Annotated in this window: 16 protein-coding genes and 3 pseudogenes; 5 read left to right on the forward strand and 14 right to left on the reverse strand. The window is 39.2% G+C overall.

Annotation, left to right across the window (positions count from 1 at the left end; all coding sequences use genetic code 11):
- Nucleotides 1-43: 43 nt before the first annotated feature.
- The 6 genes from JQ843_RS08565 to rpsO all read right to left on the reverse strand — a co-directional run bounded on the left by JQ843_RS08565 (nt 44) and on the right by rpsO (nt 5,344).
- Entirely contained in the window at nt 44-736 is a 693-nt protein-coding gene (locus tag JQ843_RS08565) for an alpha/beta hydrolase-fold protein (protein ID WP_203213399.1), read from the reverse strand.
- A complete protein-coding gene (locus tag JQ843_RS08570; protein ID WP_203213400.1) occupies nt 717-1,727 on the reverse strand; it encodes an ABC transporter substrate-binding protein in 1,011 nt (336 codons plus the stop codon). The genes JQ843_RS08565 and JQ843_RS08570 overlap by 20 nt, the downstream gene beginning before the upstream one ends.
- 19 nt (nt 1,728-1,746) lie before the next feature.
- Nucleotides 1,747-2,502: an ABC transporter ATP-binding protein gene (locus JQ843_RS08575; RefSeq protein WP_203213401.1), complete on the reverse strand. Its 756-nt coding sequence runs from the start codon at nt 2,500-2,502 to the stop codon at nt 1,747-1,749.
- A 1-nt stretch (nt 2,503) separates the two neighbouring features.
- On the reverse strand, nt 2,504-3,550 hold the full coding sequence (locus JQ843_RS08580) for a FecCD family ABC transporter permease (protein WP_049544752.1): 1,047 nt from the start codon (nt 3,548-3,550) through the stop codon (nt 2,504-2,506).
- A 233-nt stretch (nt 3,551-3,783) separates the two neighbouring features.
- Entirely contained in the window at nt 3,784-4,404 is a 621-nt protein-coding gene (locus tag JQ843_RS08585) for a CadD family cadmium resistance transporter (RefSeq protein ID WP_045611205.1), read from the reverse strand.
- Nucleotides 4,405-5,074: 670 nt separating this feature from the next.
- Entirely contained in the window at nt 5,075-5,344 is a 270-nt protein-coding gene (rpsO, locus tag JQ843_RS08590) for a 30S ribosomal protein S15 (RefSeq protein ID WP_001018251.1), read from the reverse strand.
- A gap of 202 nt (nt 5,345-5,546) precedes the next feature.
- On the opposite strand from rpsO, the gene JQ843_RS08595 reads away from it, so the two are divergent.
- The 3 genes and pseudogenes from JQ843_RS08595 (at nt 5,547) to thrS (ending at nt 8,187) form a co-directional block, all read left to right on the forward strand.
- Nucleotides 5,547-5,921, forward strand: coding sequence for a hypothetical protein (locus tag JQ843_RS08595; RefSeq protein ID WP_203213402.1), 375 nt, complete (start codon nt 5,547-5,549; stop codon nt 5,919-5,921).
- A gap of 73 nt (nt 5,922-5,994) precedes the next feature.
- Nucleotides 5,995-6,203 (forward strand): annotated as a pseudogene (locus JQ843_RS10135) (hypothetical protein).
- Between the two features lie 40 nt (nt 6,204-6,243).
- Complete coding sequence (gene thrS, locus JQ843_RS08600; RefSeq protein WP_203213403.1) at nt 6,244-8,187, forward strand: threonine--tRNA ligase; 1,944 nt, start codon at nt 6,244-6,246, stop codon at nt 8,185-8,187.
- A gap of 211 nt (nt 8,188-8,398) precedes the next feature.
- On the opposite strand, the gene JQ843_RS08605 is transcribed toward thrS, so the two are convergent.
- The 8 genes and pseudogenes from JQ843_RS08605 to JQ843_RS08640 all read right to left on the reverse strand — a co-directional run bounded on the left by JQ843_RS08605 (nt 8,399) and on the right by JQ843_RS08640 (nt 14,594).
- Nucleotides 8,399-9,448: a DUF389 domain-containing protein gene (locus tag JQ843_RS08605; RefSeq protein ID WP_000126416.1), complete on the reverse strand. Its 1,050-nt coding sequence runs from the start codon at nt 9,446-9,448 to the stop codon at nt 8,399-8,401.
- Nucleotides 9,445-9,768, reverse strand: a complete 324-nt coding sequence (locus tag JQ843_RS08610; RefSeq protein ID WP_000825751.1) for a potassium channel family protein — start codon at nt 9,766-9,768, stop codon at nt 9,445-9,447. The genes JQ843_RS08605 and JQ843_RS08610 overlap by 4 nt, the downstream gene beginning before the upstream one ends.
- Before the next feature lie 18 nt (nt 9,769-9,786).
- The gene (locus JQ843_RS08615) at nt 9,787-10,125 is read right to left on the reverse strand and encodes a hypothetical protein (RefSeq protein WP_238393767.1); all 339 of its coding nucleotides are present in this window, start codon (nt 10,123-10,125) and stop codon (nt 9,787-9,789) included.
- Nucleotides 10,050-10,283 (reverse strand): annotated as a pseudogene (locus tag JQ843_RS08620) (TMEM175 family protein); the annotation flags it as partial. The gene JQ843_RS08615 and the pseudogene JQ843_RS08620, both read right to left, overlap by 76 nt.
- A pseudogene (locus JQ843_RS08625) lies at nt 10,282-10,692 on the reverse strand (DUF389 domain-containing protein); the annotation flags it as partial. The pseudogenes JQ843_RS08625 and JQ843_RS08620, both read right to left, overlap by 2 nt.
- 290 nt (nt 10,693-10,982) lie before the next feature.
- The gene (locus JQ843_RS08630; RefSeq protein ID WP_004242726.1) at nt 10,983-12,494 is read right to left on the reverse strand and encodes an ATP-binding cassette domain-containing protein; all 1,512 of its coding nucleotides are present in this window, start codon (nt 12,492-12,494) and stop codon (nt 10,983-10,985) included.
- 455 nt (nt 12,495-12,949) lie between these two features.
- Nucleotides 12,950-13,924, reverse strand: a complete 975-nt coding sequence (locus JQ843_RS08635) for a sensor histidine kinase (protein ID WP_203213405.1) — start codon at nt 13,922-13,924, stop codon at nt 12,950-12,952.
- A complete protein-coding gene (locus JQ843_RS08640) occupies nt 13,917-14,594 on the reverse strand; it encodes a response regulator transcription factor (protein ID WP_000548991.1) in 678 nt (225 codons plus the stop codon). Before JQ843_RS08640 ends, JQ843_RS08635 begins: the two co-directional genes overlap by 8 nt.
- 408 nt (nt 14,595-15,002) lie before the next feature.
- Between JQ843_RS08640 and JQ843_RS08645 the strand changes: the two genes are divergently transcribed.
- Together JQ843_RS08645 and JQ843_RS08650 are read left to right on the forward strand one after the other, a co-directional pair.
- Nucleotides 15,003-15,572: a TetR/AcrR family transcriptional regulator gene (locus JQ843_RS08645; protein ID WP_203213495.1), complete on the forward strand. Its 570-nt coding sequence runs from the start codon at nt 15,003-15,005 to the stop codon at nt 15,570-15,572.
- 88 nt (nt 15,573-15,660) lie between these two features.
- Nucleotides 15,661-16,437, forward strand: coding sequence for a ferredoxin reductase domain-containing protein (locus JQ843_RS08650; RefSeq protein ID WP_203213406.1), 777 nt, complete (start codon nt 15,661-15,663; stop codon nt 16,435-16,437).
- Nucleotides 16,438-16,525 lie beyond the last annotated feature (88 nt).

Consider the following 16,525-nt stretch of genomic DNA (forward strand, 5'->3'; position numbering starts at 1 on the left):
ATAAATACAACAATCCCTTGGCAAAAGCCAAGGGATAATTCTTTTATTCTATTTTCCATTCTTGAGCCAACCAACTGGAAAAGGCCAGAAAGCGTTCAGCCACTTGGTCATGATGCCCATAAGGATCAAAGACAAACTGACCATTCGGATAGCGTTTCTGAAGACTAGTATGAATCTGCTCAGCATAGGCTGGTGCTTGAGCCAAACGATTAGTATGATAGGCTCCTTCTGTTTGACCATTCTGTAAATACAGCAAGCAGTCTAGATTTTTCACTGTCTCCGCCTTGCAGTAAGTCACAAAATCAGGATACCAAAAGGAACCGCAGATGGAAAAGACACAGGAAACCTTGTCAAAGCCGAAAAGACTGTAGACTGCCGCCAAACCACCTAGTGAGTATCCTCCATAAGCAAGGCGAGTTTCGTCCAGGCGATAAAGCGACTGCAGCTTGTCTAAAAGACCTCCAAATAAATGATCATGATAGGCGTTGGCCTGACCTCCAAAATCTGGAGCTCCATCTCTCAGAGCTGATGCCTTCCAGGGAGTGTAGTCGTCTAAGCGATTTTTAGAGGTCAAGCCCACTAAAATCACAGATTCGGAAAGGGACGATAGGAAATCCAAGTTTCCATCATTCAATAAAATAGCCGGATAGGTTTGATTGGGGTCGTAGTTAGAAGGAAGGCTGATTTTGACTTGAATTCCTTCCCAATCAAACTCATTATTTATTGATAAAGTCATTGATTTTCTCAAGGGAATCAATCACTGCTGGACCATAGTCCATCAATTCATCGTAAGAGATAGTCATGATTTTTTGATTCTTAATAGCAGCAACGCTTTCCAAAACAGCATTTGCCTTCATCAACTCTACTGCTTTTCCATCCAATTTTTTATTGCGGTCGCTGGTTACATAGATAATCAATTCAGGATCCATTGACACGAGGTTTTCCAAGGTCAAGCCTGATGTCCCCGTAGCAACGTTTGTATAACCAAGTTGGTTCAGCAAACTTTCTTGCAAAGCAGACTTGTAGGCACCGAAGGTTTCATCATTATAAGCAACCATAATCAAAGCCTTTTTCTTTTCACCTTGACTTGCTGGATTTGCTTTCTTAACAGCGTCAATTTTAGTTTGTAATTGGGCTGCGTATTCATTAGCCTTGTCCTGAACATTAAAAATCATTCCCAGATTTTTGACATCTTCTACAATATTCCCCAAATCTTGCTGAATTGTTGAGAGAGAAGCTTTTTGCGTATAAACTGGGATTTTGTTTTCATTCCAAGTGCTAACTGTCCCCAAGGATTTTTCAGAAAACATCATGTTTCGACCCATCACAGCGTCTGGCTCATAAGAAAGGACTGTCTCTTGTGAGACTGTTTTTTTATCCCCAATTTGAGGAATCGTCACAATCGCATCCTTGTATTTGTCCGTCACAGCATTGTCCGGGTTAAGCATGCCAGCAATTTTATCCTTCAAGCCTAACTCCAATAAGATTTCCGTGGTTGAAAGATTGTTGGTGATAACTTTTTCAGGTGCCTTGTCAAAGACTTGTTCGACTTCATTCCCTTTCGCGTCATAGGTTTTGACCGTTAGTGGATAAGTCGTCTCTTTGCTCGCCTTTTGACTTGTTTCTGTGCTAGATTGTGTGGTAGCTTTTTCTGTAGTAGTGTTACCACAAGCTGCCAAAGTTAAGGTAGCTACTGTCACGAGTAAAATACTGAGTGTTTTTTTCATCTTGTTTTCCTTTTCATTCTTATAAATAGTGAATCATAGCTTGCTGATCCTCGGTCCAAGTCACCTGACATTGAACTCCATATACAGTTTGCAATGACTCAGGGGTGATGGTCTCCTTTGGAGTACCTTGGTAAAGGATTTCTCCCTCTTTCATCAAATAGAGATAATCCGAATAGCGACAAGCAAGTTGAATATCATGTAGGACAGCTAGAACATTGACCTTGAGATTTTTCACAATGGCCAACAAGTCTAGCTGATACCTGATATCCAGGTGATTGGTTGGTTCGTCTAGGAGTAAAAGAGTCGGTTCTTGCGCCAAGGCACGTGCTAACAAGACTCGCTGTTTCTCTCCCCCTGACAGAGACGAATAGAGACGAGTTTTCTTCTCGAGCATATCCACCTTGACAAGGGCATCTTGAACAAGCGCATAATCCCTTTCCCTTTCCTTCTGTAAAAAAGAGAGGTGGGGAGTTCTTCCCAGCAAGACGATTTCCTCAACTGTACAATCAAACTGCAATTGATTAAACTGGGTGACGACCGCCATTTGCTTGGCTGTTTCTTTGAGCGTCCATTGTTCAAGAGGTTTCCCATCTAGGCTTATCAAACCTTTGTCTGCCTTTTCCTGACGATAGAGGAGTTTAAGCAGGCTGGTTTTTCCACTTCCATTTGGTCCTAGTATCGTGTGAAATTGATTCCCTTCAACCTTAAGAGAGACTCCTTTGAGGATTTTTTTCTCTCCTAGTCCAAAATGGATATCCTGACAAATCAAGTCCATGTCAGACCCTCACCTCCCTTCGCCTACCTCCAACAATGTAGATAAAGAAGGGAGCACCTACCAAGGCTGTGAAAATACCAATAGGAAGCTCTGCGTTTGGAATGATGATGCGAGAGAGTACATCTGCCCAGATGACAAAGAGGGCACCTAGCAAGGTTGCAACAGGAAAAAGCCTCTTGTAATTCGTTCCTACTAATCCTCGAGCTAAATGTGGAGTAATCAGACCGACAAATCCAATAATCCCACAGGTTGCCACTAAGACTGCTGTCAGCACAGCCACCATGGTCACATAAAGATACCAATAAAAGCGTAAGGGAATCCCCAAAGTTAAAGCAGCCTCATCTCCCATCATCATCGCATTGAAAACACGATACTGAGTAGAGAAAAATAGAAAGGCTATTCCTACTACTATAGTTGGCAGGACCAAGTCTGCCCAGGAAGTCCCAGCGAGCGAGCCCATGGTCCAAAACTTAATGGTCATCACACTGTCCGCATTAGCGCCGACTGAGATAATAAAGTTTGAAAAAGCCAGAAAGAGAGCGTTGACCACCGTTCCTGATAAGATCAGACTAGAAGTCGTCATCCTTCCCTGCATAGAGGCAATGATGAGGACAGCAATTGTTGCCAAAATAGCCCCAAGAAAAGCTCCAAGGCTAATCATCACTTTTAAACCAAGAATGATGCTCAAGGTTGCTCCTAGAGTTGCACCCGCAGAGATGCCTAAGACATAGGGCTCAGCGATGGGATTGTTTACCGTGGACTGCATCACACTACCACACATAGAAAGGCCTGCTCCTACTATCAGACCTAACAATACTCGAGGGAATCTCATGTTCCATACAATGGCAAGAGTAGACTTGGAAACCTCTCCTATCTCAAGAGGAAATCCCAGCCTGCTCAAAATAATCCGATAGGTATCTCCTAGATCAATCGCAACAGATCCCATTGAAACTGCTAGAAAGAGAGAAATCCCTAAAATACCTAGCAAAACAACTAAAAGTAGCACAAATTGCTGGTCTTGTCGGCTTCCAGAAAATTTGGAAAGCATGCAAACCTCCTTTGATAGAATCTTAAAAATTTAGAAAATTCTCATGAAAAGTATACCATATTTTCAACAATGGAACAAGATGAGAAAAATAAATATAGTTAGTCTTACAGTGCTAATAATCGTAACCGAAGATTATACTTGAGTATATCGAGGTAAGGTGCCAACGCAAAAAGCCCTCTGAAGTCAGAGAGCTAATTTGAGATTAGGATAAAATCCTAGTGAAACAAAAAAATCTACACGATCAGAAAAGTCTCTATCGTGCCATTCTCATACATGATGTATAGTCCAAGTAGAATGAATACTAAGGGCACAATGATTCGCTCGTATTTTTCAATTGTCTCGAATATTAACGGAATAGAGGATAACACCCGACTAATCTCGCATAAGATAATTATGCCGATTACAAACACAAGCAACGCCACGAGGGTCTGTGACCAATCTAACGAAGCAAAATAAGGTATATAGATACCTAAATTATCTCCGCCAGACGCAATTGTCAGCAATGTAACTGTCCAAAACAGTTGATTTGCCTTGCTTTGTTCTAATCTTTCAATAATTTCTTCCTCTTCTTCCTCTTCTTCCTCACCTTCTCCAACAATTGCAAAGCGAATCCCTAAATAGATAGGGATTAAACCAAGCAATCCAACCATCCATTCTTCAGGCACGAAATTAACGACATAAGCAGCAACTAAACTCGCCCCTACAAGTAAGCCTGTGCCTAGATATTGCCCCGCATAAATATGCCATTTTTGTTTATTCTGTGATAGCTGTGCAAATAAAATAAATAAAATAATTAAATAATCGATACTGGTGGAAATATAAACACCAATAGCAGATATAATTGTCTGTCCCATAAAAAACCTCCTGTATTGGTCAGTAATAAATCAGCAGATTTTAGGAGAGCACAGACACATTAATTTAGCTATCGCTAGTGGGTAATGTCGAACATAGGAAAGCATTTTACTCCTCCTCAAAACGTAGTTACAAAGTAATTTCTAACTGGAATTCGGTGACTACTTCCATGTAAAGTATAACATACTATACTTTACTTCGTAAAGTGTGGGCTCTCTGAAGGGGCTTGCAGACAGCTACTCGGCTTTTCAAGCCGAGTAGCTACGCACCCTTATGGTGTAATTAGCTGATACCATTTGAGGTTTTTGTAGTCTCCAAAATTGTGACCGATAAAACCTAAATAAAAAAGTCCTCTGAAGTCCGAGAGCTAATTTGAGATTGGGATAAAATCCTAGTGAAAAAGATGAAACTCCTTGCATTGATCGAACACTGTGTCATTTCCCTATTTTCATACGGATTTCTTACACCCTTAGCATCATGATTCTTGCTGGATAAAACGTTTATAGACGAGGCGAAGGTTGTACGAAACTTTCAGTGAAACAAAAAAAAATCTCCCCGAAGGGAGAAGATCTGGTTTATTTTACCTTACAGTGCTAGGAACCGTAACCGAAGATTATACTTGAGTATATCGAGGTAAGGTGACAACGCAATGTAAGTGGAAAATAAAGCAGATTAGCGACGAAGTCCTAGAGAGTTGATCAACTCACGGTAACGGTTAACGTCGTTTTTACGCAAGTATGCAAGCAAGTTACGACGGCGACCGATTTTTTTCATCAATCCACGGTAAGTAGCGTGGTCTTTTTTGTGTTGTTTGATGTGTTCGTTAAGGTGGTTGATTTCCCAAGTAAGGACAGCAACTTGAACCTCTACTGAACCTGTATCACCTTCGTGACGTGCATATTGTGCAATGATTTCATTTTTTTTCTCTTTTGAGATTGCCATGATGTTTCTCCTTTTTATTTGGCTTCATCCGAGTGACAGGTTGGCATGCCTGTAACCAAGAAGAAGTTATTTGTCTTTACGACAATCCCTATTCTACCAATAACTAACTTCTTTGTCAACAGATTTACTTTCTTGTTTTAAATATGCTATAATGATTATAACAAGAAATCTAAGTTGTCTGTTTTTAAACGAGGTGATTATCATGCCTAGATTCTATTCCCATCTCCCCTACTATCTGGTCATATTTTTCTTTTATTGGCCACTTTATCAGTTGTTATCACTAATTATTTCTGACCCCCTTTTGCTCAAGAGTCTCTACGTAAATAATATTCTCTTCTTTACACCTCTGGTAATCTTGATTATATCGCTACTCTATAGCTACCGTTTCCGTTTCTCACTTTGGTGGTTAATTGGTAACGGACTGCTCTTTTGCTTTACTATCATAACCTTTGGTGAATTTATCTGGTTTTACTTTTTAGCCTATGAAATCTTTGCTCTGGTGGGCATGGCTTCCGGTATTGGTATCAAGTATATTCTACAAAAAATGAAAAACAAAAAACTTTCACAAAATCCTTGAAAAATCTCACAATCATGCTATAATAATCCATAGAGACAAGTCACTTAGTCCCTTTCTACTAGAGAGTGCGTGGTTGCTGGAAACGCATAGGAAGCCTAAACTGATACTACTCTTGAGTTTTTTATGAAAACATAAAACGGTGGCCACGTTAGAGCCAATCAGAGGTGTCCCTCTTTTTTGAGGAACATAAATGAAGGTGGAACCACGTTGCGACGTCCTTTCGAGGATGTCGCTTTTTGTTTTTCTAGCTTTCACAGTCCTCTGTCCCTGTTTTCAGAATAGGGTTAACACATTCGTCAATAATATAAGTAAGGAGAACATCATGATTAACATTACTTTCCCAGATGGCGCTGTTCGTGAATTCGAATCTGGCGTTACAACTTTTGAAATTGCCCAATCTATCAGCAATTCCCTAGCTAAAAAGGCCTTGGGTGGTAAATTCAACGGCAAACTCATCGACACTACTCGTGCTATCACTGAAGATGGAAGCATCGAAATTGTGACACCTGATCACGAAGATGCCCTTCCAATCTTGCGTCACTCAGCTGCTCACTTGTTCGCCCAAGCAGCTCGTCGTCTTTTCCCAGACATTCACTTGGGAGTTGGTCCAGCCATCGAAGACGGCTTCTACTACGATACAGACAACCAAGCTGGTCAAATCTCTAACGAAGACCTTCCTCGTATCGAAGAAGAAATGCAAAAAATTGTCAAAGAAAACTTCCCATCAATCCGTGAAGAAGTTACTAAAGACGAGGCACGTGAAATCTTCAAGAACGACCCTTACAAGTTGGAATTGATTGAAGAACACTCAGAAGACGAAGGTGGTTTGACCATCTACCGTCAGGGGGAATATGTAGACCTTTGCCGTGGCCCTCACGTCCCATCAACAGGCCGCATCCAAATCTTCCACCTTCTCCATGTAGCAGGTGCTTACTGGCGTGGAAATAGCGACAACGCTATGATGCAACGTATCTATGGTACAGCTTGGTTTGACAAGAAAGACTTGAAAAACTACCTTCAAATGCGTGAAGAAGCCAAAGAACGTGACCACCGTAAACTTGGTAAAGAGCTTGACCTCTTCATGATTTCACAAGAGGTTGGTCAAGGACTTCCATTCTGGTTGCCAAATGGTGCGACTATCCGTCGTGAATTGGAACGCTACATTGTCGACAAGGAGTTGACTTCTGGCTACCAACACGTTTACACTCCACCACTTGCTTCTGTTGAGCTTTACAAGACTTCCGGTCACTGGGATCATTACCAAGAAGACATGTTCCCAACTATGGACATGGGTGACGGGGAAGAATTCGTCCTTCGTCCAATGAACTGCCCACACCACATCCAAGTCTTCAAACACCATGTTCACTCATACCGTGAGTTGCCAATCCGTATTGCCGAAATCGGTATGATGCACCGTTATGAAAAATCTGGTGCCCTCACTGGTCTTCAACGCGTACGTGAAATGTCTCTCAACGACGGTCACCTCTTTGTGACTCCAGAACAAATCCAAGAAGAATTCCAACGTGCCCTTCAGTTGATTATCGATGTTTATGAAGATTTCAACTTGACTGAATACCGCTTCCGCCTCTCTCTTCGTGACCCTCAAGATACTCATAAGTACTTTGATAACGATGAGATGTGGGAAAATGCCCAAACTATGCTTCGTGCAGCTCTTGATGAAATGGACGTGGACTACTTTGAAGCCGAAGGTGAAGCAGCCTTCTACGGACCAAAATTGGATATTCAAGTTAAGACAGCCCTTGGAAAAGAAGAAACACTTTCAACTATCCAACTTGACTTCTTGCTTCCAGAACGCTTCGACCTTAAATACATCGGAGCTGATGGCGAAGAGCACCGTCCAGTTATGATCCACCGTGGAGTTATCTCAACTATGGAACGCTTCACAGCTATCTTGATTGAGAACTACAAGGGTGCCTTCCCAACATGGCTTGCACCACACCAAGTAACCCTCATCCCAGTATCTAACGAAAAACACGTGGACTACGCTTGGGAAGTAGCTAAAAAGCTCCGTGACCGTGGTGTCCGTGCAGACGTAGATGAACGCAATGAAAAAATGCAGTTTAAAATCCGTTCGTCACAAACTAGCAAGATTCCTTACCAATTAATCGTTGGAGACAAAGAAATGGAAGATGGAACTGTCAACGTTCGTCGCTATGGACAAAAAGAAACAAACACTGTGTCAGTAGATGAGTTTGTAGCAACTATCCTAGCTGATATCGCCAACAAATCTCGTGTTGAGAAATAAAACGTTTAACCTGGGATAAGAATTCCAGCCACCTAAAAAGCAACAACTAAAATAGTTGTTGCTTTTTCTATTTTGTTTAACCTGAGTTAGTAGTGATTGATCAAACCACCACAAATAGTATCCTCATCAACAACCCTTTCTATCCATTAACTTTTGGATATAGGATATCCTCCCAAGATTTGCTTCCATGAGTTAGATAAGTTGACTATCCTCAGTCCTTGTCTGCTTCATTTTCTTTTACGAGATCGTTTTGTGAATCTTTTTCAGAGAGTTTTTGATCAATATACTTGTCAATGTTTTCATAAAATTCCTTGGTCGCTTCACTATCTAATGTTGGCGAGTTCTGAACTTGATTCACTTTCAATTGAACAGATTGAATACCGTAAGAGGCTTGTTTTTGGTGGAGTGTTTCTAATTCTTCTTCTGAAATCGGATCTCCAACAACCGTCAAGACCAATTCATTGTTACTTGACTTGTAGACTTGATTAATAACCGTATAATTGGCGAACTCTTTTCCTACAAACTGTTTGATCCCTTCTTTGCGCGCTTGTTCTATTGTCAGAGTAACTGCCGAATAGCTAGCTGGAAGAATCAACAATACAATCAAAGATATCAAGCCAATTCTCATTTTAATGCTCAGCTCTTTAAATGAAGTTAAAGGAGATTTTCTCATCAAAATTCTTGTTCCAACAATGTTGGCTAGCATGATAAAGACACAGTTGATCAAGAAAAGATAGAGAGCCCCCAATAAAAATCGTACATTCCCATTAGCTAAACCATAGCCAGCAGTACAGATAGGCGGCATCAGAGCTGTAGCAATGGCTACTCCTGGCACGATATTGTTTGCTTCTTTTTTCCTTGAACCGATCACACCAGCAATCCCACCAGCAATAGCAATGAGAACATCCCAAATGGTTGGAGAGGTTCGTGCGATCAACTCGCTACTTGCATAAGACAAGGGAGAAATCCAGAAATACAGAGTCGAGACAAGCAAACTGACCAACACTTGAGTCAATAAAACCTCTAGAGATTGCTTGATTAAACGCGTATCAAAAATAGCTAAACCGAATCCCAGTCCAACAATCGGTGTCATGAGAGGTGAAATCAACATGGCTCCTATAATGACAGCTGTTGAATTCATATTTAGTCCGATAGAGGCAATAAAAATTGCACACATCAAAATCGCTGTATCTCTCAATCGAACATGAAGGTCATCGTATAATTTCTCACGGTATTCCCGTGTTGAATAATTGGCAGTCATTTGTCCTCTCCTCTTTCCTTATTTAAATTGGTATAATAATTAAAAATAACAGCTGATAAACAGCCAAAAAATATGAGCCCATAAATCGTCAAGAAGACACTGGTAATCCTTCCAATCAAGGTCACAGCTAGGAGATCCCCGTAGCCGACAGTCGTCGAAGTCACAAAAGCATACCAAAGACCGTCTCCGTAATTTGTGATAGCAGGTTCAACTAGGAAAAGCACGCCTCCTGACCCAAAAACAAAGGTCACAAAACTCAGAGCAAACCGAGTAAAACCCGTAACCTGCATAATATGCCATAACATTTTTAAACGTTTCATTTGTTCTCCTTATTCATACTAGCTCCTGACCGAGCCGTTTTTTTTCCAATAATCAAAGTGAAGATAGGACATGATCTCCATCAGAGAAAGATAGACAAACTGATAGATCTGATTTAAGCTGATTATCAACTGATATTGTTTGAAAAATGACTGGAAGAAAGACCAGATATGACTGTCTTGAATCAGTCCCTTCTTAATATCAGACAGGATATTAGCTAAAGCTCCCAAGGACTGAAACGGTAAATCCTTGACATTTATATAGATCCGGTCCACCACATCATTCAGACTGGTATCTTGGATGGCATGAAATTCTCCAAAGAGAACTCCTGCCGCTCCAAGAGTAGAAACAAATTCCACCAAATAATTTCTGAGGAAATTTTCTCAACCTTTTCCCATAATGTGTTTAGTGCCATCCATAACGATCCCAACCAGAAAAAGGAAAGAAAACAAGCAAAGAAATTTTGCCGTAAATCCCAAAAAGCTTCAAGACTTGGTGTTGTTGGTTTTTCTAACTCTTTTCCTTGAACCGATCACACCAGCAATCCCACCAGCAATAGCAATGAGAACATCCCAAATGGTTGGAGAGGTTCGTGCGATCAACTCGCTACTTGCATAAGACAAGGGAGAAATCCAGAAATACAGAGTCGAGACAAGCAAACTGACCAACACTTGAGTCAATAAAACCTCTAGAGATTGCTTGATTAAACGCGTATCAAAAATAGCTAAACCGAATCCCAGTCCAACAATCGGTGTCATGAGAGGTGAAATCAACATGGCTCCAATAATAACAGCTGTTGAATTCATATTTAGACCGATAGAGGCAATAAAAATCGCACACATCAAAATCGCTGTATCTCTCAATCGAACATGAAGGTCATCGTATAATTTCTCACGGTATTCCCGTGTTGAATAGTTTCCGGACATTGGTTACTCCTTTTATTTCATATAATCTTGTTTCTGCATGGATGATGGTAGAGAGAGTTCTTTTCAATTTTACATATTTTAATTCTCACCTGTCATTCTTTTGAAAATAATCCTTTAAATATCCATCAGTCCATCCTTGATATTATATCAAAAATTTTACAACCTTTCTCTGAAGAAATCTATCAATTGAACAGATAGAGGAAGCAAGAAATTTTTGTTTCCTTATCCGAAGAGGGAAAAACGGTATCAGAAGAACCTTGATACTATGCGTTTTATTCTTTATAATTTAGCTATTTCAAAATTACAAGTTCTCCATTCTTAATTTCCCAAACTTGGTCAAACTTACTTAATAATTCGTTTTGGCGATGTAAAGTAACAATGACGGCACTTGGTAGTTCCAGAACTCTTTCCAATTCCATTTTAAACTGATTAGTATCCAATGCAGAGAAAGGTTCGTCTAGGATAAGCAATGGATTTTTACGATTTTTCTCACGATTTAAATACATTCGTTGTTGCTGACCACCTGACAGGGATTGTGGTGGAATTTTTTCAAAATCTTCTTCTCTGAATTTTTCATTGAAACTATTGAATAGCGTTACATTATTTTCATAACTTGAAATAAATGTATGTTCTTGTTGCAGAATCATACCGAATCTTCCCCAAAGATGGTCCAAAACAAGCCCATCTAGCACAATTTGTCCTTCAAAATCTTCATCTGTTCCATTTAAAATGTTGAGAAGACTACTTTTTCCAGACCCATTCTTACCAATAAGCGCAATTTTATCCCCTTTTTGAATCGTAGCGGAAGTAATTATCAATTTTGATTCTCCCAGTTGTTTGGAAATGTTTTTCAAAGTAATCGTATCAAAAGAATGTTGAGGTGCTTGAACTGAAACGGGTCTCCCAACAATGTTTTGAAAACTCTTGATTACAGGCTTTACGGACTCTAACATTTGTAAATCATAAAGGATTTCCTGTATTGGTTCAGAAAAAGCATTAATATATCCGAAACTCGCCACCACCTCAGGAATACCGAGTTGCTGGTGAGATAGAGAGTAGGCTAAATAAATAAACAGAACAAGACTAATGAATTCAAAAGAAACACCTGTCAATAAGATGCCTGTAATTTTTGTCAAACCATACTTAAAATACTTATCCTGCAAATTCTTTAGAGAGCTCTTTTGTTGATTTAAAAAATGCGACATAGTTAGTTTATTTACCAAATGATGTCCCATGAGCAAATCCTCCAAAGTTCGATAGTAATCTCCTTGTTTTTTCAAGTAAACCTGTCTACGATTAGCGGTCAACTTCCCAACGATTTTAGGAATTTGAATACTAATTCCAGTAGAAAAGATTAAAATCAGTGATACAATAGGATTAATTGTTCTGCTAATAATGAAAGCGTAAATGATGATACGTAAAATTTGTTTGATAAAACTCATCAATGGAGGAAGGTAATCCTTTTCCAACGAATCTAGGTCATTAGATTGATAGGAAATATACTCTGCTACTGTTTTCTGCTTGAAATCGTGGTGACTGAGTCCCAGAAGTGAACGAAACCACTCATTTTTCAAAGTAGTCGAAAAGATAATCCCCTGCTTCCAATCAAGTATCATTTGGATATAGTTACAACTCAAATAGCCAGCCACTGACATAGAGTAACCATATAGAGCTACTTGATAATCCCCTTTGATTAATGCCTGCGTGAAATACGGTAACAAAGCTGTGCAGATATTCGATACTACACCAAAAAGAAAATTAAAGAAGAGATACCATCTAATAGTTTTAAGATATGGTAGCATATACGATACTCCTTGCTAATGCGTTTTTTTACATATCGCAGAACAATCTCTACTATTCCCTATTTCAGATAGTGCGATACTCGGACATTGAGTGCAATAATTGTAAATCACACAAGTACTGCAGTTTTTACTATCATTCAAAATATAATTTGCTATTTTGTAAAATATAGGTCTATCCCATGTTTCTTTGATAGATGTAAAATGAATATTTCCAATACTTCTATTGAAAGTAAGCTTTTTCAGTTTTTCTAACGATTTAGGCTATTTCGTGACACACCCACAATCCGTGAAAATTCTGGTTATATCAGATTATGTGATTTTCGTAAGAATTTTATATTGTCTCCAATCATGGCAGTCTCCTTATTAAAAATTCTATTATTAGTTTTGTAAAAAACAGTTTTCAAATATCCTGAAATATAGCAAAAAGAGATTGGGTAAAAACTCATTGTCTCTTCTCACTCAAGGACTAAGTTCGCTTGAGCAAACTTGATCCGCACTATCGTTCCTTTTCCAACCTCAGACTCGATACGAATCTGGTGACCCAGTTCTTCAGAAATTTTCTTAGATAGATAGAGGCCAAGACCAGAGGACTGCTGGGTTAGGCGACCATTATATCCTGAAAACCCACGTTCAAAGACTCGGATCACATCACTGTTTTTTATCCCGATTCCCGTATCCTTGATACAGAGCTCTTGCCCGTCCATATAAATCTCCAGACCACCTTCCTTAGTGTACTTGAGACTGTTGGAGATGATTTGCTCAATAACCACTAGCAGCCACTTTTTATCCGTCACAATTTCTTTATCAAGGTCATGTAGATTGACACTTAAGCCTTTTTGAATAAAGAAAAGAGCATATTTACGCAGTATTTCCTTGACCAAGTCCTCAATTTGAATCTGCTTTAAGACCAAATCATCATGGAAACTTTCTAAACGCAGGTACTGCAAGACTAGATTTGTATAGGAGTCTATCTTGAAGATTTCCTGTTCTAACTGCTGCTTCAGTTGGCGGTCGGCCACTTCTGCAACTAACAATTGACTAGCTGCAATGGGGGTCTTTATCTGATGGACCCACAAGGTATAGTAATCCAGCAAATCCGTCAGTTTTCTTTCTGAATCTGACCTCTGCTGATAGAGTTCCATCTCACGCGCTTCTAATTTCTCAGCCAAGACTCTTTCCAAAGGAGATTTGGCTTCCCTCTCCCCATAGAGAATTTCCTGACGATAGACCTGCATTTCCACCAATATGTCCCAAGTGAAAAATAAGATGGTTACAAAGCAACACAAGAGGAAAAAGTAGAGAAAGTAAATTCCTAAACTGGCAAATAAAAACTGAAAGAGCAAAACTAGAAACGCTAAAGTCAGCAGATAGACAAACAGACGACTACGGGAGCGCAGATAGGCTAGAAAAAATTGTTTCCAATCAAGCATGCTTCAGTCCGTACCCTATCCCTTTCTTGGTTTCGATAAATCCTACCAAGCCCTGCTCTTCCAACTTTTTACGCAAACGAGCCACATTAACTGAGAGGGTATTGTCATCAATGAAAAAGTCACTATTCCAAAGTTCCCGCATCAGGTCATCACGCGCTACGATATTTCCTGCGTGTTCAAATAAAACGCGTAAAATCTGGAATTCGTTCTTGGTCAAATTCAACACTTGCCCTTGATAATGTAAATCCATGGATTTGGTATTGAGGATAACACCAGCATATTCCAGTAAACTCTCGTCTCGTCCAAACTCATAGGAACGACGCAACAAGCCCTGAACCTTGGCTAGAAGGACCTGCTGGTCAAAAGGCTTGGTCACAAAGTCATCCGCCCCCATATTAATCGCCATAACAATATCCATAGCCTGGTCTCTGGAAGACAGAAACATAATCGGCACCTTGGAAATCTTGCGAATCTCCTGGCACCAATGATAGCCATTAAACAAGGGCAAACCAATATCCATGAGGACCAGATGAGGCTCCGACTGGACAAAGAGACTCAAAACTTCCATAAAATCTTCTACCAGAACCACTTCAAATCCCCATTCAGAGAGCATTTTCCCGACCTGTTGACGAATAACCTGATCATCTTCTACTAATAAAATCTTGTGCATCTGATTCTCCTTTGCTAATTTTAGGAGTCTTAAATCCTTTAGTATAAATAGAGGGCTTAGTATCTAATACTTTTTTGACATTTCCTTGTCACAACAGCTCAAAAACAGATAGTGAATAACCCCATTGATATCATACCCTATTTTCAGACATAGTGCCAGCCCTACCCTTTTATTTTTAATTTTTTTAACCTTCATTTCAGTTCTTTTATCCATCCCCTTAACCAAAATTTATATCTATTCTTCCAAACCTTGAGTGTAGTTAAAACGACACTCTATACTCTTCTAACATTGAAAAGCTCCTTATCGAGTTGTATCCGTAAAAAGTTCTAGCTTTCAGATTGACAATCTGAAAAAGATTTGTTAAGATATGAATGAACGAGATTTAATATTCATTCAGAAAAGAGGTGAATCAAATTGGACAAAAAACAGGCTTTGAAATCCGCAGCTTATGAAGTTTTTTCAAAAAAAGGATACAAGGCGACAGGAATTTCAGAAATTGCTAGACAAGCTCATATGGCAGTCGGATCTTTTTATAACTATTACGAAAGTAAAGAAGCTATTTTTTTAGATATCTATATTGATGAAAACAACCGTGTTCGCCAAACTATGATCGAAGAACTAGATTGGGAAATTGATATGATTGATCTTATTAGTCAACTCTTTGCTCAATCCAGAGCACTCGTTTCTTCCAATAAAATCCTTGCAGAATGGTACAATCCTGCCATAGCAGATGAGTTGCATAGCTACTATTCCTCAGAAGAAGGGAAAGTCACGAATCCATTTCATCAATTTCTCGTGAAAAACTTTACTCATCGTTTGCAGGCTGAAGGCCATTCTCCAGAAAAAATTCAAGATATTTTACAAGTTTACAACCTATTTTACTACATGGATATGCATATCACAGAAAACGATTTTCCAGATATTAGCAAAACTGTAGAAATACTAGCAACCAACTTCATTAAAGGAATACTGAAATAAAGAAATCTTTTCTTTATTTTTTGGAAATTATTGAATGAAAAAAAATATTATTCATTCATGAAAAATTACTACACTATAGGAGTTAAAAATGAAACGAGGGAAAAAAATGTTCATAATTATTCTAACTACACTTGGAGTGCTCGGCTTTATATCTTGGGGAATCATTACCTATCTGGGACGAAGTCAAACTTTATCGATAAAATCCATTGAAAATCCCAGCGGAGATTTGTATTTAGTTCACATCACAAAACCAAAAAATCAAATATGGAAAGCTGGCTCCTTTGCTCAGTTTAAGCTTCCTGACAGCGCGTTTGGTCCAGACAAAAGTCCAGTAAAGGAGAATCAGGCTAGCCGATGGCTAACCCTTGCTTCCACTCCTGATGAGGATGAAATTCTTATTGTAACCCATAATAGTGGTAGCGTGTTTAAGGAAACCTTAACACATTTACCAGCTGGTAGTAAAATTGAAATGAGGTGGCTGGAGTCATCTTTATCTGTTAAAGACAATGACCAAGCACTGGTTTGTTTTGCCTCTGATGTCGGTATTTCTACTCTACGTCCAGTTGTGAAAGAATGGGCTGGTAAGCGCTCCATCATTCTTAATCATTTAGACAAAGGAGTAAACATTTTTGATAATGAGTTAAGAGAGCTTAGTAAGAATAATCCGAATCTAACTTATAAAACTAGCGAAAACTCTTCTCAAAGCCAAGCATTTTTAAAAAATGCGGTTGTGAAATACGGTAACCAAGCTATTTATCTCTTAACCGGCCAACCTGATGATATAAATGAGATGAAAAATTTCTTAAAAGAGAATGGGATTGACGACAAACAGATACAAACAAGTATGTTTAGAGGTTTGAAATAAAAGCAAACTGTCTTCTATGTATCTAAATCATACCATTATAGGTCAGTATGTAGAGAGCTCGTACAAACCAACTAGTAAATTATATGTG

Source organism: Streptococcus mitis, assembly GCF_905187495.1.
In the GTDB taxonomy this organism is placed as follows: Bacteria; Bacillota; Bacilli; order Lactobacillales; family Streptococcaceae; genus Streptococcus; species Streptococcus mitis_CU.

Coding starts and splice junctions, on each gene's coding strand:
- JQ843_RS08575 (WP_203213401.1), bottom strand. CDS start 2,502: ATGGACTTGATTTGTCAGGATATCCATTTTGGACTAGGAGAGAAAAAA.
- JQ843_RS08650 (WP_203213406.1), top strand. CDS start 15,661: ATGAAACGAGGGAAAAAAATGTTCATAATTATTCTAACTACACTTGGA.
- JQ843_RS08635 (WP_203213405.1), bottom strand. CDS start 13,924: ATGCTTGATTGGAAACAATTTTTTCTAGCCTATCTGCGCTCCCGTAGT.
- rpsO (WP_001018251.1), bottom strand. CDS start 5,344: ATGGCAATCTCAAAAGAGAAAAAAAATGAAATCATTGCACAATATGCA.
- JQ843_RS08585 (WP_045611205.1), bottom strand. CDS start 4,404: ATGGGACAGACAATTATATCTGCTATTGGTGTTTATATTTCCACCAGT.
- JQ843_RS08610 (WP_000825751.1), bottom strand. CDS start 9,768: ATGAAACGTTTAAAAATGTTATGGCATATTATGCAGGTTACGGGTTTT.
- JQ843_RS08630 (WP_004242726.1), bottom strand. CDS start 12,494: ATGCTACCATATCTTAAAACTATTAGATGGTATCTCTTCTTTAATTTT.
- JQ843_RS08605 (WP_000126416.1), bottom strand. CDS start 9,448: ATGACTGCCAATTATTCAACACGGGAATACCGTGAGAAATTATACGAT.
- JQ843_RS08595 (WP_203213402.1), top strand. CDS start 5,547: ATGCCTAGATTCTATTCCCATCTCCCCTACTATCTGGTCATATTTTTC.
- JQ843_RS08565 (WP_203213399.1), bottom strand. CDS start 736: ATGACTTTATCAATAAATAATGAGTTTGATTGGGAAGGAATTCAAGTC.
- JQ843_RS08570 (WP_203213400.1), bottom strand. CDS start 1,727: ATGAAAAAAACACTCAGTATTTTACTCGTGACAGTAGCTACCTTAACT.
- thrS (WP_203213403.1), top strand. CDS start 6,244: ATGATTAACATTACTTTCCCAGATGGCGCTGTTCGTGAATTCGAATCT.
- JQ843_RS08580 (WP_049544752.1), bottom strand. CDS start 3,550: ATGCTTTCCAAATTTTCTGGAAGCCGACAAGACCAGCAATTTGTGCTA.
- JQ843_RS08640 (WP_000548991.1), bottom strand. CDS start 14,594: ATGCACAAGATTTTATTAGTAGAAGATGATCAGGTTATTCGTCAACAG.